18 protein-coding genes and 1 riboswitch are annotated in these 20,132 nt (G+C 73.4%); of the genes, 14 read left to right on the top strand and 4 right to left on the bottom strand.

All coding sequences use genetic code 11. From position 1 onward, the window contains the following. Positions 1–77: 77 nt before the first annotated feature. Positions 78–308, top strand: a complete 231-nt coding sequence (locus FJQ56_RS15005) for a hypothetical protein (RefSeq protein WP_140010346.1) — start codon at positions 78–80, stop codon at positions 306–308. A gap of 13 nt (positions 309–321) precedes the next feature. Here FJQ56_RS15005 and FJQ56_RS15000 read toward each other — a convergent pair whose 3' ends face one another. Further along, entirely contained in the window at positions 322–630 is a 309-nt protein-coding gene (locus FJQ56_RS15000) for a hypothetical protein (RefSeq protein ID WP_140010345.1), read from the bottom strand. Positions 631–634: 4 nt separating this feature from the next. Then, positions 635–2,266 (bottom strand): ABC-F family ATP-binding cassette domain-containing protein, encoded by a 1,632-nt coding sequence (locus FJQ56_RS14995; RefSeq protein ID WP_140010344.1) that lies wholly within the window; start codon positions 2,264–2,266, stop codon positions 635–637. Between the two features lie 198 nt (positions 2,267–2,464). On the opposite strand from FJQ56_RS14995, the gene serA reads away from it, so the two are divergent. Continuing rightward, positions 2,465–4,075, top strand: a complete 1,611-nt coding sequence (gene serA, locus FJQ56_RS14990) for a phosphoglycerate dehydrogenase (protein ID WP_140010343.1) — start codon at positions 2,465–2,467, stop codon at positions 4,073–4,075. A gap of 251 nt (positions 4,076–4,326) precedes the next feature. Here serA and FJQ56_RS14985 read toward each other — a convergent pair whose 3' ends face one another. Both FJQ56_RS14985 and yczR read right to left on the bottom strand, forming a co-directional pair. After that, positions 4,327–4,809 carry a C40 family peptidase gene (locus FJQ56_RS14985; RefSeq protein ID WP_211351044.1) on the bottom strand — a complete coding sequence of 161 codons (483 nt, stop codon included), beginning with the start codon at positions 4,807–4,809 and terminating at the stop codon, positions 4,327–4,329. A gap of 3 nt (positions 4,810–4,812) precedes the next feature. Further along, positions 4,813–4,975, bottom strand: a riboswitch (cyclic di-AMP (ydaO/yuaA leader). A gap of 119 nt (positions 4,976–5,094) precedes the next feature. Continuing rightward, positions 5,095–6,546 carry a MocR-like transcription factor YczR gene (gene yczR / locus FJQ56_RS14980; RefSeq protein ID WP_140010342.1) on the bottom strand — a complete coding sequence of 484 codons (1,452 nt, stop codon included), beginning with the start codon at positions 6,544–6,546 and terminating at the stop codon, positions 5,095–5,097. A gap of 61 nt (positions 6,547–6,607) precedes the next feature. On the opposite strand from yczR, the gene yczE reads away from it, so the two are divergent. From yczE to FJQ56_RS14920, 12 genes are all read left to right on the top strand, one after another. Further along, complete coding sequence (yczE, locus tag FJQ56_RS14975; protein ID WP_140010341.1) at positions 6,608–7,321, top strand: membrane protein YczE; 714 nt, start codon at positions 6,608–6,610, stop codon at positions 7,319–7,321. A gap of 151 nt (positions 7,322–7,472) precedes the next feature. After that, the gene (locus FJQ56_RS14970) at positions 7,473–7,739 is read left to right on the top strand and encodes a hypothetical protein (protein ID WP_140010340.1); all 267 of its coding nucleotides are present in this window, start codon (positions 7,473–7,475) and stop codon (positions 7,737–7,739) included. 6 nt (positions 7,740–7,745) lie between these two features. Continuing rightward, positions 7,746–8,189, top strand: coding sequence for a hypothetical protein (locus FJQ56_RS14965; protein ID WP_140010339.1), 444 nt, complete (start codon positions 7,746–7,748; stop codon positions 8,187–8,189). Positions 8,190–8,303: 114 nt separating this feature from the next. Next, on the top strand, positions 8,304–9,557 hold the full coding sequence (locus tag FJQ56_RS14960; RefSeq protein WP_140010338.1) for a toxic anion resistance protein: 1,254 nt from the start codon (positions 8,304–8,306) through the stop codon (positions 9,555–9,557). A 55-nt stretch (positions 9,558–9,612) separates the two neighbouring features. Beyond that, positions 9,613–10,095, top strand: a complete 483-nt coding sequence (locus tag FJQ56_RS14955; protein WP_140010337.1) for a hypothetical protein — start codon at positions 9,613–9,615, stop codon at positions 10,093–10,095. 166 nt (positions 10,096–10,261) lie between these two features. Next, positions 10,262–11,740 (top strand): AAA family ATPase, encoded by a 1,479-nt coding sequence (locus tag FJQ56_RS14950; protein WP_140010336.1) that lies wholly within the window; start codon positions 10,262–10,264, stop codon positions 11,738–11,740. A gap of 71 nt (positions 11,741–11,811) precedes the next feature. Next, positions 11,812–13,041 carry a hypothetical protein gene (locus FJQ56_RS14945; protein WP_140010335.1) on the top strand — a complete coding sequence of 410 codons (1,230 nt, stop codon included), beginning with the start codon at positions 11,812–11,814 and terminating at the stop codon, positions 13,039–13,041. Further along, positions 13,038–13,994 carry a glutamate ABC transporter substrate-binding protein gene (locus tag FJQ56_RS14940; protein WP_140010334.1) on the top strand — a complete coding sequence of 319 codons (957 nt, stop codon included), beginning with the start codon at positions 13,038–13,040 and terminating at the stop codon, positions 13,992–13,994. Before FJQ56_RS14945 ends, FJQ56_RS14940 begins: the two co-directional genes overlap by 4 nt. 5 nt (positions 13,995–13,999) lie before the next feature. Beyond that, entirely contained in the window at positions 14,000–15,112 is a 1,113-nt protein-coding gene (locus FJQ56_RS14935) for a hypothetical protein (RefSeq protein ID WP_140010333.1), read from the top strand. Then, positions 15,109–17,556 carry a serine/threonine-protein kinase gene (locus FJQ56_RS14930; RefSeq protein WP_140010332.1) on the top strand — a complete coding sequence of 816 codons (2,448 nt, stop codon included), beginning with the start codon at positions 15,109–15,111 and terminating at the stop codon, positions 17,554–17,556. The genes FJQ56_RS14935 and FJQ56_RS14930 overlap by 4 nt, the downstream gene beginning before the upstream one ends. Before the next feature lie 160 nt (positions 17,557–17,716). Next, on the top strand, positions 17,717–18,853 hold the full coding sequence (locus tag FJQ56_RS14925) for a PP2C family protein-serine/threonine phosphatase (protein ID WP_140010331.1): 1,137 nt from the start codon (positions 17,717–17,719) through the stop codon (positions 18,851–18,853). Further along, complete coding sequence (locus tag FJQ56_RS14920; protein WP_140010330.1) at positions 18,846–20,126, top strand: vWA domain-containing protein; 1,281 nt, start codon at positions 18,846–18,848, stop codon at positions 20,124–20,126. Before FJQ56_RS14925 ends, FJQ56_RS14920 begins: the two co-directional genes overlap by 8 nt. Positions 20,127–20,132: the final 6 nt, after the last annotated feature.

Genomic DNA, 20,132 nt, shown 5'->3' with positions numbered 1-20,132 from the left:
GCCGTCCACCTTTGGTCGGGTCCGGTCGCGACCTCCGGCCGATGCGCGACCCCGCCGCGCCGCGGGAGAGTCGTGGCATGGCTGACAAGAGTGGCGAGGACGGTCTCCAGGGGTTGTTCGCCGTGGTCGGGATCTGGCTGGGCGTCATCCCGCTGGTGCGGGTCGCATTCGGCGGCGAGGTCGGCCGGCTGGCGTCCTGGCTCCCGGGCGTCGAGGGCGACACCGGACGGTGGCTGGTCCCGGCCGTGATCGTCGTCGGGTGCGTCGCGGTCATCGCGGCGCTGGAACGGGCCAAGCAGCGCGGCTGACGCCGGCCGCGGGTCAGTCGCGCGGGGTCAGCACGACGACCTCGGCCGGGGACCGGACGAACCGGCGGGCCCAGCCGCGCCGCTCGCGCAGCCGGCCGCGTGCCTCCGTCCAGGCCCGACCGGAGCGCACGACGGCAGCGACGGCCGCGAGCTCCTCGCTGCGGCCGTCGTCCTGGACCACGACGACCTCGACCTCGACCGAGTCCCGGTCGCCGAGCAGGGGAGCCAGCGAGGGCGCCACGGCGCAGGCGAGCCGGTGGTCGCCGAGCCGCACCACGCGCACCTCGACGGACACCTCGCCCGCCGTGATCGTTGCTCGCATCGCGCTAGCCAACCACCTCGGTCCCGGTCGACGGGTCACCCAGGCGGACGGTGCGGTCGACGCTGAGGTCGTCGAGGAACGCGGCGTCGTGGCTGGCGACGAGCAACGCACCGCGGTAGTCGGCGAGGGCCGAGACCAGGGCGTCGTACGACGACAGATCGAGGTTGTTGGTCGGCTCGTCGAGCAGCAGCAGCTGCGGCGCGGGGTCGGCGAGGAGCAGGCGGGCCAGCGCCGCGCGAAAGCGCTCGCCGCCCGACAGGGAGCCGGCGGGCCGGTCGGCGCGCTCGCCGCGGAACAGGAAGCGCGCGAGCGCGGCCCGCACGACGGTGGGGTCGACGTCGGGCGCGGCCGACCGGACGTTGGCGTAGACGCTGAGGTCGTCGTCCAGCTGTCCTGGGCCGCCCAGCCGCTGGCGGAGCAGACCCACCGGCACGTGGGCGCGGACGCTTCCCGACGTCGGGGGCAGCAGCCCCGCGACGGTGTGCAGCAGCGTCGTCTTGCCCGAGCCGTTGGGACCCACGACGGCGATGCGGTCGGGGCCGCTCACGTCGAGCTCGACCGGGGCGCCGGTGCGCAGGACGAGGTCATGGGTGGTGAGCACCACCCGTCCGCGCGGCACCGCGGTCGCGGGCAGGTCGATCCGGATCCGGCGGTCCTCGCGGAGCCGGGACTCGGCCTGGTCCAACCGCTCGCGCGCGGACTCGAGGCGGTCGTCGTGGAGGCGGCGGTAGGACCCGGCGTTCTTCTCCGAGCGGTTCTGCCAGAAGTGCTGCGCGCCCTTGCCCATGTTGGTGCGCGCCGCGGTGCGCACCCCCTGCCGCCGGCGCTGGGCGAGCAGCCGCTCGGCCTCCTGGCGGTCGGCCCGTTGACGGCGTACGTCGGACCGGGCGGTGGTGACCGCCTGCGCGGCCGCCTCCTGCTCGGCGGCGACCTGCTCGGCGTACGCCGTCCAGCCGCCGCCGTACCAGCGGACCGTGCCGCCGCGCAGGTCGCCGATGTGGTCGACGTGCTCGAGGAGCCCGCGGTCGTGGCTGACCAGCAGCAGCGACCCGGACCAGGTCGAGACGAGGTCGACCAGCCGGGCGCGCGCCTCGGCGTCGAGGTTGTTGGTCGGCTCGTCGAGCAGCAGCACGTCGGGTCGGTCGAGCACGAGCCGGGCCAGACCGAGCTGCACGACCTCGCCGCCCGAGAGCTCGCCGAGGCGCCGCGAGAGCAGGTCGTGGGGGAGGCCCAGCCGGGCCAGCGAGGCCACGGCACGCTCCTCGACGTCCCAGTCGTCCCCGACCACGTCGTAGTCGGCGGGCTCGACCGAGCCCGCCTCGACGCGACGCAGTGCCGCGAGGGTCGCGGCGATGCCGAGGAAGTCGACGACGGCGCGGTCGGCGTCGAGGACGAGGTCCTGGGGCAGGTAGCCCACGCGACCGCCGACCGAGAGGTGCCCGCGTGTCGGCGCGAGCTCGCCGGTCACCAGCCGCAGGACGGTGGACTTGCCCGAGCCGTTGACGCCCACGAGCGCCGAGCGGCCGGGCGGGACGAGGAGGTCGAGGCCATCGACGACGGGGGTGCCGTCGGGCCAGGCGAAGGTGACGCCGGACAGGCTGACGACGTGCGAGGACGGACGGGGGTGTGCAGGCATGCGGAAGCTCCCTGGATCAGGGTGGAGGTCGGGGCGGCGGACCTCAGAGCTTCAAGACGGCACCTGTCGTCGGGATCAGTACGCCGCCACGCTAGGCGCCGAGGGGGCTGCGGACCACCGGTTAACGGACCCGCGACCCGTGTAGCGTGACGGCGGCACAGCGACGTGCGCCGCCGTCGTCCGACCGTGAGGAACGCAGTGACCCCACCCGCCGTCCGCGCCGCCGATCGAGCCGTCGTGCTCATCGCCGAGGAGCTGAGCCCGGCCACCGTCGAGGCGCTGGGCCCCGACTTCGAGGTCCGGCACTGCGACGGTGCCGACCGGGCCGCCCTGCTCGCCGCGATCGCCGACGCCGACGCGGTCCTGGTGCGCTCGGCGACCCGGATCGACGCCGAGGCGCTGGCCGCCGCGCCGCGGCTGCGGGTGGTCGCGCGCGCCGGTGTCGGGCTCGACAACATCGACGTGCGGGCCGCCACGATGGCCGGCGTCATGGTGGTCAACGCGCCGACGTCCAACATCGTGTCGGCCGCCGAGCTGGCCGTCGCGCTGATGCTGGCCGCCGCCCGCCACGTGTCACCGGCCCACGCCGCCCTGCGCGACGGCGAGTGGAAGCGGGCCCGCTACACCGGCATCGAGCTCTACGAGAAGACCGTCGGCGTCGTCGGGCTGGGCCGCATCGGCGTGCTCGTCGCCCAGCGCCTGGCGGCGTTCGGCATGAACGTCATCGCCTACGACCCCTACGTGCAGGCCGGCCGGGCCGCCCAGGTCGGCGTCCGCCTGGTCGACCTGGCCACCCTGCTGGCCGAGTCCGACTTCATGAGCGTGCACCTGCCCAAGACACCGGAGACGATCGGGTTGATCGGCGCCGCCGAGCTGGCCGCGGCGCGTCCGGGCCTGGTCCTGGTCAACGCCGCCCGCGGCGGCATCGTCGACGAGGCGGCGCTCTACGACGCGCTCAGCAACGGGCGGATCGCCGCCGCCGGCCTCGACGTCTTCGCCACCGAGCCCAACACCGACAGCCCGCTGCTCACGCTCGAGAACGTCGTGGCCACCCCGCACCTGGGGGCCTCGACGCAGGAGGCCCAGGAGAAGGCCGGGCTGTCCGTCGCGCGCTCGGTCGTCCTCGCTCTGGCCGGCGAGCTGGTGCCCGACGCGGTCAACGTGCAGGGCGGGCTGATCGCCGAGGACGTGCGTCCCGGCATCCCGCTGACCGAGAAGCTCGGCCGCATCTTCACCGGCGTCGCCGGTGAGGTCGCCCAGCAGATCGACGTCGAGGTGCGCGGCGAGATCACCGACAACGACGTCAAGGTGCTCGAGCTCGCGGCCCTCAAGGGCGTCTTCACCGACGTGATCGAGCACGCCGTCTCCTACGTCAACGCCCCGCTCCTCGCGGCTGAGCGCGGGACCGCCGTACGCCTGGTGACCGAGCCCGACAGCCCCGACCACCGCAACCTGATCACGATCCGCGGCACCCTCGCCGACGGCTCGCAGGTGTCGGTGTCGGGCACCTTGATGGGCATCAACCAGCGCGAGCGGCTGGTCGAGGTCAACGGCTACGACATCGACCTCGAGCCCACCGACCACCTCGCGTTCTTCGCCTACCGCGACCGTCCGGGCATGGTCGGCACCGTCGGTCAGATCCTCGGCGCCGCCGGCGTCAACATCGCCGGCATGCAGGTCTCGCGCAACGCCAAGGGCGGCGAGGCCCTGGTCGCGCTGTCCGTGGACACCGCGATCCCGGCCGAGGTGCTGGCCGACATCGAGTCCGCGATGGGGGCCCACCACGCCCGCACCGTCGACCTGGTCTGAGGGGGACGCGGGTCGGCTGAGGGGTGGACGGGCGAGGTGGTGCGGACAACTAACTCGTGCAATCGAACGAGTTGAGCCGCTGGGGCGGTCGATCTGGCCACCAACTCGTTCGATCGAACGGGTTGGCGGGCTGGGATGGTCGATCCCACGCTCAACTCGTTCGATTGCGCGAGTTGCCGGACGCGATCACCCATCGACGCACGAGAGCCGCACCCCTCGTCCGGGGTGCGGCTCTCGTCACCGGCCTGCGGTCAGGGCCGACGTACGACGTACGCGGTGGTCCAGATCTTCTCGGTCTTGACCGGCGTGCCGGGGCGGCTGGCGTGCACGATCTTGTTGTGCCCCAGGTAGATGCCGGCGTGGTAGGCGTTGCCCCCACGGACGAAGATGATGATGTCGCCCGGTGCCCGGCGCGACTTGGTCACCGGCTTCAGGCTGGCCTTGAGCTGGTCGGTCGTGCGCGGGAGCGAGCGGCCCAGACGGCCGTAGGAGTACTTCGTGAGGCCGGAGCAGTCGAACGCGCTCGGGCCGGCGGCGCCGGACCGGTAGGGGTCGCCGCGCTGGGCCAGGGCCACCTTCATGGCCTTGACGCGCAGTGCGTAGCTGGTGTGGACGCGCTGGCTGGTGGCGGCCTCGGCGCTGGTGCCGACGTGCGCGGTCGGCACTCCGCCCAGCACCGCGGTGAACAAGAACGCGCCGACGACGAGCGTCAGGGCGCGGGTGATGACAGACATGGGTGTCCCTTTCGTCCACGCCTGTGAAATGTGACCTGTCGGGTTCGGGCTGACGAATTGCCCGCTCAGCGTGCTGAGTTCACCCCAAGGCTCCGGTCGGAGCCGTCGTGCTCGGGTATCCCACTTCCCCCCGATGGTTCAGGACGACATGAGGCGGGAGGAACTCGGCGGACCCCATGTCGGCGGGCCAGACCGGCCGCGCCCGGAGACTGTACGTCACCGTTCACCGCGATCTGGCCGTGACGCCACCAGTGTGAGGTAGGTGACAGCCCTCTCAGACCCCTCTCAGGCCACCATCACCCGGGTACGACGGGGGCTGCCGGTCGCCGGTCGGTCGCGCACGGCCTCCCAGGCCGCCGCGAGGCGGCGTACGGCCTCGGCGAGCTCGGCCGGTGGGCGCGACCACGGCACCCGCACGAACCGGTCGAGGCCGCCCTCGGCCGCGAAGGCCGGACCGGGAGCGACGACGACCCCGCGCCGCTCGGCCTCGACCGCCAGGACGCTGCCGCGCGCGGCCGGCAGCTCGCACCACAGCGCCAGACCACCGGCCGGCCGGTGGAAGCGCCACTCGGGCAGGTGCTCGCTGACGGCGGCGAGCAGGGCGTCGCGCTGCTCGCGCAGCCGCGCGCGGTGCCGGTCGACGACATCGTCGGAGGCCAGCAGCCGGGTCAGCACGAGCTGCTCCAGCACCGGCGCGCCCAGGTCGAGGCCGAGGCGGGCGCGGGTGAGCCGCTCGACCTGGTCGTGCGGCGCCCGGATCCAGCCCAGGCGCAGCCCGCCCCAGTGGGACTTGCTCGCGCTGCCGAGGGTGATCGTGCGCGGGTCGAAGGCCGCGAACGGTCGCGGCATCGCCTGCCCGTCGAGGGCCAGCGCCTGGTGGGCCTCGTCGACGACCGCGACGGTGCCGGTGCGGCGCAGGTGTCCGGCGTACGTCGCGCGCTGGGCATCGGTCATCACGTGCCCGGTCGGGTTCTGGAAGTCGGCGATCAGGTAGCTCAGCGTCGGGCGCACCTCGTCGAGCGCCGCCCCCACCGCGTCGAGGTCCCAGCCGCCGGGATCGACCGGCACCGCGCGCAGCCGCGCGCCGCTGTTGGCGATCGCCTGGGTCGCGTTGGGGTAGACCGGCGACTCGACGAGCACGCGGTCGCGCGGTCCGGTGAGGGCCTGGGCCACCAGGGCCGCGGCGGCCAGCGCGCCGGCGGTGACCACGACCTGGTCGGGGTCGGTGGGGAGCCCGCGCTCGTCGTAGCGACGGGCGATCGCGGCCTGCAGGGCGGGCAGCCCGGCCGGGAAGTAGCCGTGCCCGCCGAGGTAGGCCGGCAGCTCGGCCACCGCCGCGCCGTACGCCGCGGCGATGCCCGGCGGGGCCGAGGTCGCGGCGCAGTTGAGGTCGATCAGGTCGCCCGGGCCGTCGGGACCCTCGGCGCCCGAGCCGGGGACGAGGGCGCGGTCGTGCGCGCGCGAACGTCCGCCGGGGACCCGGGTGAAGGTGCCCGCGCCGCGTCGCGCCTCGGCGTACCCGGTGTCGCGCAGCACCTGGTAGGCCCGCGTCACCGTGGTGCGGGACACGCCCAGCGCGGTGGTCAGGTCGCGCTCGCTGGGCAGTCGGACCCCGAGCCCGACGCGACCGTCGCCGATCAGCTCGGTCAGGGCGTCGGCCAGGCCGGCGTAGGCGGGGCTGCGGGAGAAGGCCCCGGCGAGCGTGGCCACGCGGGTGGCGGTGATGGTCTGCACCATGCAGTCCACTCTCTCACGATTGGCTATTCAAGAGAAGGCCAATCGGTTGGATGGTGGAGTCATGTCCACCGTCGACCACCCCGCTCCTGCACACGCCCCCCATCCCGTCCCGGCCCCGGTGCTGCTCGACCTGGGCCCGGTGGCCCAGCTGCGCGCGGGTCGGCTCCCGGAGCGCATGGCCCGCCTGCTCGTCGGGCTCGTGCTGTACGGCGCCTCGCTGGCGATGATGGTGCGCGCCGACCTCGGCCTGGCCCCGTGGGACGTCCTGCACTCCGGCCTGATCCGGCACGTGCCGCTCACGCTCGGCGAAGCGGTCGTCGTGATGAGCTTCGCGGTGCTGCTGCTGTGGGTCCCGCTGCGCGAGAAGCCCGGTCTCGGCACCATCGCCAACGCGCTCGTGGTCGGGTTCGCCGCCGACGCGACCCTGGCCCTCCTCGACGCCCCGTCCCCGATCCTCGCGCGGGTCGCGCTGATGGTGGGCGGCGTGCTGCTGTGCGGGTTCGCCACCGCGCTCTACATCGGCGCCCAGCTCGGCCGCGGTCCCCGCGACGGGCTGATGACCGGCCTGGCCCGGCTTACGGGGTGGTCGCTGCGGCTGGTGCGCACCGGCCTCGAGGTGAGCGTCGTCCTCATCGGCCTGGCGCTCGGCGGGGTCCTCGGCGTCGGCACCGTCGTCTTCGGTCTGGCCATCGGGCCGGTCACCCAGCTGCTGCTGCCCTACTTCGTCGTCGACGCCGGTGACGGGCCCGCGCGCCGCGCGCCCCACGGCGGTTGAGGGGTCGTGTGCCCGAGCACGAGCCAGGGGCGTCGTCAGGCACACGACCCCACCCCGGCGCCACGGACCACGGGACCGCCCGGCTCCCGTCGTCGCGCGCCTGGGCAGGACTGTCCCCGGGGCCACGTAGGGTCGGTAGGGTGAAGTCACGATGAGCAAGACAGACGAGCTGCGCGCCATGCGCGACGCCAAGTACGCCCGTGCCCGGGCCGCAACCGGCCGCGCGCCGCTGACTCCCAACGCACCCGACGCCAAGCCCCCGGTCGCTCCCGCGGCCAAGGCCGCGAAGTCGGCGAAGACCCCGGCCGCTGCCGATGGAGCGCCGGCCGACGACGCCGTGTGTGGCCACCGCAACATGAGCGGGCGCACCTGCACCCGCGAGCAGGGTCACGCGGCCAAGAGTCACCGCTACTCCTGACCGCCGGTGCCGACGGACGGTGCCGGGGACGACCCGATCAGGGACTGGTTCACGCGACGCCGCGTGGTGCTCGCGGGCATCGTGTGGGCGCTCATCGTCCTGGGCCGGATCGACGATCTTCTCTCCGGCGAGCTGGGACGCCAGACGAGCTGGGTCCACGCCGCGGTGTTCTTCGGGCTCGTCTGCTGGCAGCTGGGCTCCCGCGCCGACCGTGACGAGCCGCGGTCCTGGCTCCGGCTGGTCGTCGCCTGGTCGGCCTATCTCGTCGTCCGCCTCGGGCTGCTCGTGGTCGAGATCGTGCGCGACCGGTTCGAGCCGCTCGGGCTGGTCTCGATCGGGCTCGCGGCCAGCCTCCTGGCCCAGCACGTATGGCGCTACCGGCGTACTCGACGTGGTGTGCCGTGGGACTCGATGAGCGCCTTCGGTCGGTCCGGTCGGTCCCGGGGCTGACCGGAAGGTCGCCCCGACCCGCTCCGACCCGCCCCGCGACCGGCCCCGGCCAACGCGGCATTCGCCGGGGCGCGGCACGAGACGCGGGCCACAGCAGGTGACAGACTGCGCGCCATGACCGCAGGCACCCCCGAGCAGCCCGCCGCCGGCGAGACCGCCGTCCAGCCCCTCGCCCCGCCCGACCCCGTCGTCACGCTCACCGCGCCCGAGCCGGTCCTGCAGGTCGCCGAGACCGCGGCGCCCAAGATGGCGCCTCCGGTGTCGGCGGCCGCGATGCCCGAGCTCGACGCCAAGGTCGACGGGTTCATGACCGCGCTGACCAGCGCCCAGGCCGGCAGCCCGGAGTTCGCCGCGCAGGCCGAGAACGTGCGGACGATGGGCGATGCCGACATCCGCAAGGCGGCCGAGACGTCCAACCACATGCTCGACAAGCCGGTCACCGCGCTGCGCGAGGGCGGTCTCGCGCAGGGCAGTGCGGTCGGCAAGACGCTGCTCGAGCTGCGTCGTACGGTCGAGGACCTCGACCCCAGCCAGGCCACCGGCGCCAAGCGCTGGCTCGACATCCTGCCCTTCGGCGACAAGATCACCGACTACTTCCGCAAGTACCAGTCGGCGCAGACCCAGCTCAACGGCATCCTGCACAGCCTGCGCAGCGGCCAGGACGAGCTGCAGCGCGACAACGTCGCGCTCAACCTCGAGAAGACCAACCTGTGGTCGGTGATGGGCCGGCTCAACCAGTACGTCTACGTCGCCGAGCGGCTCGACGCCAAGCTGTCGGCCAAGATCGCCGAGCTCGAGCTGAGCGACCCCGACGCGGCCAGGGCGCTGAGCCAGGACGTGCTGTTCTACGTGCGCCAGAAGCACCAGGACCTGCTGACCCAGCTCGCGGTGTCGATCCAGAGCTACCTGGCGATCGACATCATCATCAAGAACAACATCGAGCTCATCAAGGGCGTCGACCGTGCCTCGACGACCACCATCTCCGCGCTGCGTACGGCGGTCATCGTGGCCCAGGCGCTGGGCAACCAGAAGCTCGTGCTCGACCAGATCAGCGCGCTCAACACCACGACGTCGGGGATGATCCAGCGCACCTCCGAGATGCTGCGCGACAACAGCGCGGCGATCCAGGAGCAGGCCGCCTCCTCGACGATCGGCATCGAGCAGCTCCAGGCGGCGTTCGCCAACATCTACGCCACGATGGACTCCATCGACGAGTTCAAGCTCAAGGCCCTCGACAACATGTCGGCCACGATCGGGGTGCTCGAGACCGAGGTCGAGAAGTCACGGTCCTACCTCGAGCGGGTCCAGAAGCACGACGCCCGCAACGCCCAGGGCAGCCTCGACCTCTCCAGCCAGCCCCTGAGCTGACCACCCGGTGGGACTGAGGGACTGGTGGGGGCGACTCCGCGGCGACGCGGCAAGGGTGGGTTCGTCATCGGACGAGCTGGTCTCTGCCCCTCCGACGGAGCAGGATGTCCTGGCCTCGCTCAACCGGGTCAACGCGATGCTCACCGAGGGCAACGCCCCGCCGGTCGTCACCTCGCGGGTGATCCGGATCGCGCGGACGATCAACGACACGCTGCCGCGCATCCGCAACCTCGGGCTCGGGTCGATGGAGGGCTACTCCGTGGTGGCCACGGCGACGACGTACCTGCCCGAGGCGGTCGGCGCCTACCTCCGCCTGCCGCGCGAGTGGGCCGACACCCGGCCCATCGACGGCTACAAGACCTCGCTGATGGTGCTCGTCGAGCAGCTCGAGCTGCTGGCCGCGACGATGGACAAGATCCTCGACGCCGCCAACCGCGCCGACGCCCAGGCGCTGATCGCGCACGGCATGTTCCTGGACGCCAAGTTCGGTCACGCCTCCGAGGGCGGCCCCGACCTACAGCTGGGCAGTCCCACATGACGGGGTCTCGAGGCTCGCTCCGCTCGCACCTCGACCGCCGTGGCGATCACGTGACGGGGTCTCGAGGCTCGCTCCGCTCGCACCTCGACCGCCGTCGGCCCACGTCGGTCGAGGTGCGAGGAGCGCTAGCGACGAGCCTCGAGACCACCGCAGCAGGAGGACCATCATGACCACGCTCGCCGCCGCGCTCGAGGCGCTGGAGAGGGTCGCGACCCAGGCCGGGGTCGACCCGGTGACGGCCCGCCGTGAGGGGGAGGCGCTGGCCGCCACCGTCTCGGAGGCCAACAAGGGCGCCTTCGTCGACTGGTGCGCCGAGACCGGGCGCGCCACCGCCGCCCAGCCCTACTTCGACGCCGCCTCGCGGGGGCGTCGCTACCGCGCGGCACAGACGGCGACGATGAGCCTGCTCGCCTCCGGCGGCTCGCCCGCCGCCCCGTCGTACGCCGCTGCCCTGGGTGACGTCGCGCTCGCCGGTGCGTCCCTGGGCCGGCCCGACCCGCGCGCCACCGGCAACGCGGCGACCGCGGCCGCCGCCCAGCTGGCCCAGCCGACCACCCACCGGCCGGCCGCGCCGACGTTGGGCGACGACGTCGCCGGGTCGCTGCTGCAGCAGCTGTCGGTGGTGCAGGCCAAGATCGCCGGCCTTCACGACCTCACGCCGCCCGCGGGGGGTGGCCTCGAGACAGGCGCCAGCGCGCCTTCCTCGACCACCGTGGGGGAGCCGCCTGCCGTGCCGGTCGAGCCGACCCCCGAGCCCGAGAAGCCCCGGAAGACGCTCGAGGAGCTCCTCGCCGAGCTCGACGACCTCGTCGGGCTGGCCGAGGTCAAGGCCGAGATCCACCGGCAGGCGGCGGTGCTGCGGGTCGAGGGGCTGCGCGCCGAGGCCGGCCTGAAGAACCCCGACATCACCCGCCACCTGGTCTTCAACGGCAACCCCGGCACCGGCAAGACGACCGTGGCGCGCCTGGTCGCCGGCATCTACGCCGCCCTCGGGCTGCTGACGAAGGGCCAGCTCGTCGAGGTCGACCGCTCCGAGCTGGTCGCGGGCTACCTCGGCCAGACCGCCGCCAAGACCGCCGAGGTGGTGAGGTCCGCCCTCGGCGGCGTGCTCTTCATCGACGAGGCCTACTCGCTGTCCGGCGACCAGTACGGCACCGAGGCGATCGACACCCTGGTCAAGGAGATGGAGGACCACCGCGGCGACCTCGTCGTCATCGTGGCCGGCTACCCCCTGCCGATGCAGGTCTTCATCGCCCAGAACCCCGGCCTCGAGAGCCGCTTCCGCACCCACCTCGACTTCGTCGACTACACCGACGACGAGCTCGTCGAGATCTTCGGCGTGATGGCCGCGGGAGCCGAGTACGACGTCGACGAGCCCGTGCTCGACCGGCTGCGGTCGGTCCTCGGGGGAGTCGAGCGCGGACCGACGTTCGGCAACGCGCGCCACGTCCGCAACCTGCTCGAGGCCGCCATCGGCCGACAGGCCTGGCGGCTGCGCGACGTCGAGACGCCCACGCTCGCCCAGCTGCGGACCCTCGAGGTCGACGACCTCGACGTCGCGAAGGTTGAGCCGGTCGCCTCGGGGGAAGTCCCGATGGGCGACGCGAGCCCGCCGAGCACACCGGAGAGCAAGGAGACACCGTGAGCCAGACCGCCTCCGCCCCGGTCCCGGCACCGTCCGCGGCATCCTCATCGGCACCCTCGTCGGCACCGTCCGTGCCGCAGGCCCAGGGGAGCGCAGCCCGCGCCACGGGCCCGTTCTCCGAGAACGTCCCGCGCCTGCTCAACCGGCTGCAGGCCCTCGCCGTCGCCGCTTGCCTGGTGTTCGGCGTCGCCGCCGCGGTCGTGCAGGTGCTGTCGTGGCAGGCCGCGGGTCGCGCCGCCGACAACACCGAGCAGGTCGTGCTGGTCCAACGGATCCAGTCGCTGCTGCTGCGTGCCGACGCCGTCGCCACCAACTCCTACCTCTCCGACGGGCTCGAACCTGCCGACGCCCGCGCCGAGTACGACGAGGCCATCGACGACGTCCTCCGGCTGATCACCCTTGCCGCCGAGGCCCAGCCGGCCGACCGCAACGTGCTGGTCGAGCTCAACCAGAAGGTGTCGGCCTACACCAACGCGGTCTCCCAGGCGCGCGACTACAACCGTCAGCAGCTCCCGATCGGCATCGCCTACCTCAACGAGGCCGGCTCGACCCTGCGTACCGAGGCCCAGCCGATCCTCACCGCGCTCGTCGACACCAACTCCGCGCGGGCCGAGGACGAGATGCACGGCCAGCACCCGTTCTGGCTCCTCGGCCTGGGGCTGCTGGCGCTGCTGGTGCTGTTCTGGGCCAACCGCCAGGTCGCGCAGCGCTTCCGGCGCCGCTTCAACCTCGGCCTGGTGGTCGCCGCGGCGGTGGTCGCCGTGCTGGCCGTCGTCACCGCCGGTCACGCCGTGCTGAAGAACAACGACGACGACGCCACCCGCGACGGCGCCTACACCGAGGCCATCGAGGCTGCGACCGCCCGGACCGCCGCCAACAACGCGGCTGCCTTCGACAGCCTGGGGCTGGTCAACCGGGGGTCCGGGCAGAGCCTCTACGAGCCGCTCTACGACGCGCAGTCCCAGCTCGTGCTGGACAACACCGACGGTGAGCTCCAGCAGCTGTGGAGGGCCTACGACGGTGTCCACGACAAGATCCGCGGGGACGACAACGACGGTCGGTGGAATGCCGCGGTCGCCACGGCCATCAGCACCGACGCCCAGTCTCCGCGCGCCCGGCTCGCTTCCTTCGACGACGCCGCGGCCGCGGTCGTCGACAGCGCGGGCCAGGAGGCGAGCGACGGCTTCCGCGACGGCGAGATCCTGTCGATCGCGCTGGCGATCATCACCCTCCTCGGCGCGATCCTGGCCGCCGGAGCCGCCACCCGAGGCATCGACGTACGACGCAGGGAGTTCTCGTGAAGCGCCTGCTGGTCCTCCTCGTGGTCCTGGCGGGAATCTCTGCCTGCGGCTACGACGACACCGTCGTGCCCCGGCCCGACGACGCGGCTACGACGTCGACGTCCCCGCCCACCACGACGCCGTGCGACAACGACGGCACGCAGCTGCGGTCCTACGCCCCCGACTCCGGACCCGTCGGCGGGGACGCGGTCCAGGCCATCAAGGCCCGCGGTCGGCTCGTCGCCGGCGTCGCCGCCGACGCCCTGCTGCTCGGCGCCCGCAACCCGGCACGCAACCGGATCGAGGGCTTCGACATCGACATGGTCTACGCGATCGCCGGCGAGATCTTCGGCGAGACCGACCGTGCTGCCCTCGACCGCGCCAACCGGGTCGAGCTCAAGGTGATCACCGCGGCCCAGCGGATCCCGTTCCTCCAGGACGGGACGGTCGACATCGTCGCGCGCAACTTCACCGTCACCTGCACCCGCTGGCAGGACATCGCCTTCTCGGAGGTCTACTACCAAGCAGGGCAGAAGCTGCTCGTCGGGCTCGACTCGGGCATCGACGGCGTCGACGACCTCGCCGACGAGCGCATCTGCGCACCGGCCGGCACCACGACCGTCGACAATCTCGCCGACGTGGCCCCCGACGCCACGATCGTCACGGCCCCCAACATCTCGGCCTGCATGATCCTCTTCCAGAACGGCGACGCCGACGGGGTCAGCTCCGACGACACCGTGCTCGCCGGGCTCGCGGCGCAGGATCCCTACGCCGAGGTGCTCGACACCGCCCCCCTGAGCAAGGAGCCCTACGGCATCGGCGTCGGCCAGGACAACGTCGACCTGGTCCGGCTGGTCAACCAGGTGCTCGAGGACATGCGCCGCGACGGTCGCTGGCGGGCCTCCTACGACACCTGGCTCAAGCCGGAGCTCAAGGTCTCGGGCGTCCAGCCCGAGCCCGTCTACGGCCGATGACCGTCGTGAGCGACGCACCCGCACCCGCACCCGCACCGCCCGGGCCGCTCGGCAGCGCGCCCGACCCGGCGGCGCTGCAGACCTACCTGACCGGTCTCGAGGCCTGGGTGCGCGGACGGCGTACGGAGCTCGACGACCTCGACTCCGCCGCCCTCGCCGCCGGCCGGGGCGCCGAGGTCGGCGCCGACATGGCGCTGGCGCTGTCGTTGTGGAAGGCCGTCTCCGACCGGTACGCCGAGATGTGGGCGACGTGGGACGGCGGGCGGGTGCTCGAGGCCCAGCGCCAGCAGGTGACGGCCCTGGTGTGGACCCGTCTGGACGGGGTCGGGGTCTCGGTGCCCGAGGCCTGCCGGCTCGCCGACGCCGTCGCGAGCCAGCTGCGCACCCGCCTCGCGCTCACCCCCGGGGCTGACGCGGCCGCCGCGCGGATCAAGGACCTGCGGGCCCAGCTCGAGCGGATCCGCGACCAGGTCGGCCTCGAGCCGGCGCTGGGCCGCGACGCTGCGGTCGACCGCCTCGCCGCGCTGATGCTCCGGCTCGAGGACGCCGCCGAGCGGGCCCGGCGCGGGGCCGACGTCGGGGGGCTGCTGCCGCCGCTCGAGCAGGACGCCGCGATCTTCGAGCGCGACCTCATCGTCGGCAACCAGAGGCGCCGCGACGCCCGCGGCCTGCTCGAGCAGGCCCGCCGCGAGCGCACCGCTCTCGAGACCCGCGAGACCCAGCTCACCGCCCTCGTCGCCACCTGCGTCGCCACCGTCCAGCCGGCGCCGCGCTACGCCGTCCCCGACGTCACCGCGCTCGGACCACTGCCCGACACGCCCGAGGACATCACGGCCTACCTCGCGCGGCTCGACCGCGTCGACCTGGCCATCGCCCATGCCCAGCAGGCCTACGCCGCCGCCCTCGCCGAGCACACCGACCTCGTCGCGCTCCTCGACGGCTACGTCGCCAAGGCCCGGGCCACCGGCGTCTCCGACCGGCCCGACGTCGCCGCCGCCGAGCGCCAGGCCCGCGACGTGCTCGCGCGCCGCCCCGCCCCGATGACCCTCGCCCGTCAGCTCGTGACGACCTACCAGACCTGGGTCGACGCCCAGTCCGCCCCCGGAGGACAGCCATGACCTGCACCCAGCCCGGCTGCACGGGCACCATCAGCGACGGCTACTGCGACGTGTGCGGCATGGCGGCCACGCCGGGAGCCTCGTCCTCGGTGGTCGAGCCTGTCGAGACCCCGGCGGTGGGTCTCGACAAGCTCGACCAACGAGACGGGCTCGACCGACGAGGGGAGCCCACCGCCGACGGCGCCGCCTGCACCCAGCCCGGCTGCACGGGCACCATCGCCGACGGCTACTGCGACACGTGCGGCATGGCGGGGGTCTCGACAAGCTCGACCAACGAGGGACGCTCGACCACCGAGGGACGCTCGACCGACGGCCGATCGGTGGTCGAGCCTGTCGAGACCTCCACGGCTACCGCGTCGGCCCGCGTCGGCTCGGCCCGCTTCGGTTCGGCGCGTGTCGGGGGCGACTCGATCTCCACCCAGCGCCAGCGCAGCGGCTCGCAGCGGCTGCGCACCGCGCGGATCGGCGCGGGCCTGACCAGCGTGCCGCCCGCACCGACGGTCGACCCGTCCCAGGCGATCCGGCCCGACCCCCAGGTGCCTGAGGACAAGCGCACCTGCTCGCGGTGCGGCACCGCGATCGGGCGCAGCCGCGACGGCCGTCCCGGACGGACCGAGGGGTTCTGCCCGCAGTGCGGCCAGGAGTTCTCGTTCACGCCCAAGCTGCAGCCGGGCGACCTGGTCGGCGGGCAGTACGAGGTCGTCGGCGCGCTGGCCCACGGCGGCCTGGGCTGGATCTACCTGGCCCGCGACCGCAACGTCTCCAACCGCTGGGTGGTGCTCAAGGGCCTGCTCAACTCCGGCGACCCCGACGCGCTCGCCGCCGCGATCGCCGAGCAGCAGTTCCTGGCCCAGGTCGAGCACCCGCTGATCGTCGAGATCTACAACTTCGTGACCCACGAGGGCGCCGGCTACATCGTCATGGAGTACGTCGGCGGCACCTCGCTGAAGCAGATGCTCAAGGAGCGGATGCGGGCCAACGGCGGCGCCTACGACCCGCTGCCCGTCGACCAGGCCCTGGCGTTCATCCTCGAGATCCTGCCGGCCTTCCAGTACCTCCATGACCTCGGCCTCGTCTACTGCGACTTCAAGCCCGACAACATGATCCAGGTCGGCGACGCCCTCAAGCTGATCGACCTCGGCGGCGTACGCCGCATCGACGACCAGGACTCCGCGATCTACGGCACGGTCGGCTACCAGGCTCCCGAGGTCGCCGCGGTCGGGCCGAGCGTGGCCTCCGACCTCTACACGATCGGCCGCACGCTCGTCGTGCTCTGCATGGAGTTCCGCGGCTACCAGGGCACCTACCTGCACAGCCTCCCGCCGGCGGACTCGACGCCGCTGTTCCGCGACCACGACTCGCTGTACTGGCTGATCGCCAAGTGCTGCGCGCCCGACCCGGCCGACCGGTTCGCCTCGGCCGACGAGCTGCGCACCCAGCTGCTCGGTGTCCTGCGCGAGACGGTCGCGCGGCGTACGACGGGCACGACGCTGACCTCGGCCGCCTCGGTGCTGTTCGAGACCCCGACCACCTCGCGCGGGGTGCTCGAGTGGTCGCAGCTGCCCGGCCTGCGCGCCGACACGACCGACCCCCAGCACGGCTGGCTGGCCGGCATCGGTGCGACCGAGCCGGGGGAGCGGCTGACGATCCTGACCGACGAGGCGCCCGACCAGTCCGCCGAGGTGCGGCTGGCCCGGGCCCGGGCAGCCCTCGAGCTCGGCGACGCCGCGCAGGCCCGCGAGGTCGCCGCCGAGATGCTGGGCGCCGACCCGTGGGAGTGGCGGGCGCTGTGGGTCGACGGCCTCGCCGCGATGCTCCAGCGCGACTGGGACACCGCCAAGGCGTCGTTCAACGCCGTCTACCAGCAGGTACCCGGCGAGCTCGCGCCCAAGCTGGCGCTCGCCGTCGCGTGCGAGAAGGGCGGGCTGCCCGGGGTCGCCGAGGGTCTCTACCTCACCTGTGCCGCCACGGACGCGGCGTACGTCGCCCCGGCGGCGTTCGGGGTGGCCCGGGTGCGCGCCGACCGCGGTGACGCGCCGGGCGCGGTCGCGGCGCTCGACCTGGTGCCGAAGTCGAGCCGCGGCTACCCCGAGAGCCGTCAGCTGCGCGCCGAGGTGCTGCTGGGTCAGGGCTCCACGGACCTGGGGGTGCTCGACCAGGCGATGCGCTCGATCGAGTCGGCGTCGATGGACCCCGCCACCCAGGGGCGCTACCAGGTGCGCATCCTCGAGCAGGCGCTGGCGATCGTCGCGGGCCCCGACGCCGCGCGGCACCGGGCCGCCCCGGGCACGACCATCGGCTCCCAGGTCGAGGCCACCGAGCCGGGCCTGCGCGACGGCATCGAGCGCGCCTACCGCCTGCTGGCCCGCGACACCTCCGACCTCACCGAGCGCATCGAGCTGGTCAACCGGGCCAACGCCGTGCGCGCCTGGACCCTGACGTGAGGGGCGACGGGGTCTCGAGGCTCGCTGCGCTCGCACCTCGACCGCCGTCGGCCCACGACGCCGGTCGAGGTGCGAGGAGCCCCGGCGACGAGCCTCGAGACCTCCGCAACCGGACCACCCAACCCGACCACCCCGCCGTACCGACCAGAGACGAGCAACCGTGACCTGTCCCCACTGCGCCGAGCCCCTCGCGGACGGCGCCGCGTTCTGCGAGGCCTGCGGCAAGCCGGTCGGCACCGCGCCGGCGCCGGTCGCGGCGCCCGTCGACGTCTCGCAGGAGGCCTCGCCGTTCGAGATGACGGCGGCGACGCGTGGTCCCGGTGCCCGGGCGGCGGTCGCCGGTGGCGGCCCGCGCCCCTGCTTCCAGTGCGGGGCCGAGGTGGGACCCGACGGATACTGCGGCTCGTGCGGCACCAAGCAGCCCAGCGAGCGCGACCACTTCCGCGAGCAGCCGGTGCCGTGGGTGGCCGGGGTGTGCGACCGCGGCCTGCGCCACTCGCGCAACGAGGACGCGATGGCGCTGCACGCCCAGGCCCCCGACCGGGCCGTCCTCGTCGTCCTCGACGGCGTCTCGAACACCGACGACTCCCACGTGGCCTCGCTCGCGGGGGCCAAGGCCGCTCGCGACGTGCTCTTCACCCCGCTCCCGGCCGGCATGGGCACCGACGAGAGCCGCAACGCCGCGGTCGCCCGGGTGTTCGCCGAGTCGGTGCGGGCCGCTCAGTCGGCCATCGTGGCGCTGACCCCCGAGGGGTCCACCAAGCCGCCGTCGGCGACGTACGTCGTCGGGGTGCTCGAGGGGTCTCGGCTCCACGTCGCCAACATCGGCGACTCCCGTGCCTACTGGCTCCCCGACGGGCAGCCGGGGGTGCAGCTGTCGGTCGACGACTCCGTGGCGCAGGTCCAGATCGCGGCGGGCATGGACCGCAAGGCCGCCGAGGAGGGTCCCCAGGGACACGCCATCACCCGCTGGCTCGGCATCGACGCCCCCGACCTGGTGCCCCACCTGACCGAGACCACCGTGACCGGCCCCGGCTGGCTGCTGGTGTGCTCCGACGGGCTCTGGAACTACGCCTCCGAGCCCGCGCAGCTCGCCGAGCAGGTCGCCGCCGCCGCGACCGACGACCCGATGGCCCTGGCCGTCGCCCTGGTCGCGTTCGCCAACGGCCGCGGGGGCATGGACAACATCACCGTCGCCCTCGCCCGGGTCGGCCCGCCGGCCGGGACTCCGACCGGGACTCCGGCCGGGACGACAGGGCATGATTCCGCTACCGACGAGGGAGAGACCCATGGCTGAGTTCACCGCGACCGCCTACCAGAACGAGTTCCTGCCCGACGGTGGCACCGACGTCAACGCCATCGTCACCGTCACCTGCACCGGGGCGGGGTCGGTCACGACCGGCACCGGCAGCGGGTCGGCCGGCGAGGTGATCATGGTCGACACGTCGGGGTCGATGGGCCCGGCGACGATGGCCGCCGCGCGCGACGCGGCGACGACCGCGGTCGGCGAGATCCTCGACGGGGTCTGGTTCGCCGTCATCGCCGGCTCCGACCGGGCGATGCTGGCCTACCCGCAGGTCTCCTCCGGTCCGGGCATGGTGCAGGCCAACGCCGAGACCCGCGCCGAGGCACAGCGTGCGATCGCCCGCTTCGTCGGCAGCGGCGGCACCGCGATGAGCACCTGGCTCGACCTCGCCGGCCAGCTCTTCGGCTCCATCGAGGGACTGACCCAGCGCCACGCGATCCTGCTCACCGACGGCGAGAACCGCGAGGACGTCGGCAAGCTCGACGCCGCCATCGCGCGGGCCACCGGCTACTTCCAGTGCGACTGCCGCGGCGCCGGCACCGACTGGCAGGTGCAGGAGCTGCGCCGCATCTCCCAGGCCCTGCTCGGCACCGTCGACATCATCCCCTCGCCCGACCAGATGGTCGCCCAGTTCCGCGAGATGATGCAGGCCTCCATGTCGCGCGGCGTGGCCGACGCCCAGCTGCGGGTCTGGGCGCCCCAGGGGGCGCAGGTGCTCTTCGTGCGCCAGGTCGCTCCCACCGTCGAGGACCTCACCGCCCGCCGTACGCCGGTCAACCCGCTCACCGGGTCCTACCCGACTGGCGCGTGGTCCGACGAGTCTCGCGACTACCACGTGGCTGTGCGGGTCGCCGCCAAGGCGATCGGCCAGGAGCAGCTCGCCGCCCGCGTGCAGCTCGCCATCGGCGACGACGTCCTCACCCAGGCGCTGGTCAAGGCGACCTGGTCCGGCGACTCCGAGCTCACCGCCAAGATCGACCAGCAGGTCGCCCACTACACCGGGCAGACCGAGCTCGCCGCGATGATCCAGGAGGGCCTGGCCGCCAAGGCCGCCGGGGACGAGGCCACCGCGACGACCAAGCTCGGCCGCGCCGTCCAGCTCGCCGCCGCCACCGGCAACGACGAGGCGACCTCCAAGCTGCGCAAGGTCGTCGACGTCGAGAGCGAGGCCGAGGGCACCGTCAAGCTCAAGCGCACCGTCGACAAGGCCGACGAGATGGCCCTCGACACCGCGTCCACCAAGACCACCCGGATCAAGAAGTGAGCCAGA

The organism is Nocardioides plantarum, assembly GCF_006346395.1.
GTDB classification, from domain to species: domain Bacteria; phylum Actinomycetota; class Actinomycetes; order Propionibacteriales; family Nocardioidaceae; genus Nocardioides; species Nocardioides plantarum.
Note: the sequence above shows the minus strand (reverse complement) of the source record. Positions and strands in the feature narration are given on the sequence as shown.

Excerpts from the sequence above, each read along its gene's own strand:
- FJQ56_RS14995 (WP_140010344.1), bottom strand. The coding sequence starts at position 2,266 with ATGCCTGCACACCCCCGTCCGTCCTCGCACGTCGTCAGCCTGTCCGGC.
- FJQ56_RS15005 (WP_140010346.1), top strand. The coding sequence starts at position 78 with ATGGCTGACAAGAGTGGCGAGGACGGTCTCCAGGGGTTGTTCGCCGTG.
- FJQ56_RS15000 (WP_140010345.1), bottom strand. The coding sequence starts at position 630 with ATGCGAGCAACGATCACGGCGGGCGAGGTGTCCGTCGAGGTGCGCGTG.
- yczE (WP_140010341.1), top strand. The coding sequence starts at position 6,608 with ATGTCCACCGTCGACCACCCCGCTCCTGCACACGCCCCCCATCCCGTC.
- yczR (WP_140010342.1), bottom strand. The coding sequence starts at position 6,546 with ATGGTGCAGACCATCACCGCCACCCGCGTGGCCACGCTCGCCGGGGCC.
- FJQ56_RS14920 (WP_140010330.1), top strand. The coding sequence starts at position 18,846 with ATGGCTGAGTTCACCGCGACCGCCTACCAGAACGAGTTCCTGCCCGAC.
- FJQ56_RS14960 (WP_140010338.1), top strand. The coding sequence starts at position 8,304 with ATGACCGCAGGCACCCCCGAGCAGCCCGCCGCCGGCGAGACCGCCGTC.
- FJQ56_RS14985 (WP_211351044.1), bottom strand. The coding sequence starts at position 4,809 with ATGTCTGTCATCACCCGCGCCCTGACGCTCGTCGTCGGCGCGTTCTTG.
- FJQ56_RS14950 (WP_140010336.1), top strand. The coding sequence starts at position 10,262 with ATGACCACGCTCGCCGCCGCGCTCGAGGCGCTGGAGAGGGTCGCGACC.
- FJQ56_RS14970 (WP_140010340.1), top strand. The coding sequence starts at position 7,473 with ATGAGCAAGACAGACGAGCTGCGCGCCATGCGCGACGCCAAGTACGCC.
- FJQ56_RS14930 (WP_140010332.1), top strand. The coding sequence starts at position 15,109 with ATGACCTGCACCCAGCCCGGCTGCACGGGCACCATCAGCGACGGCTAC.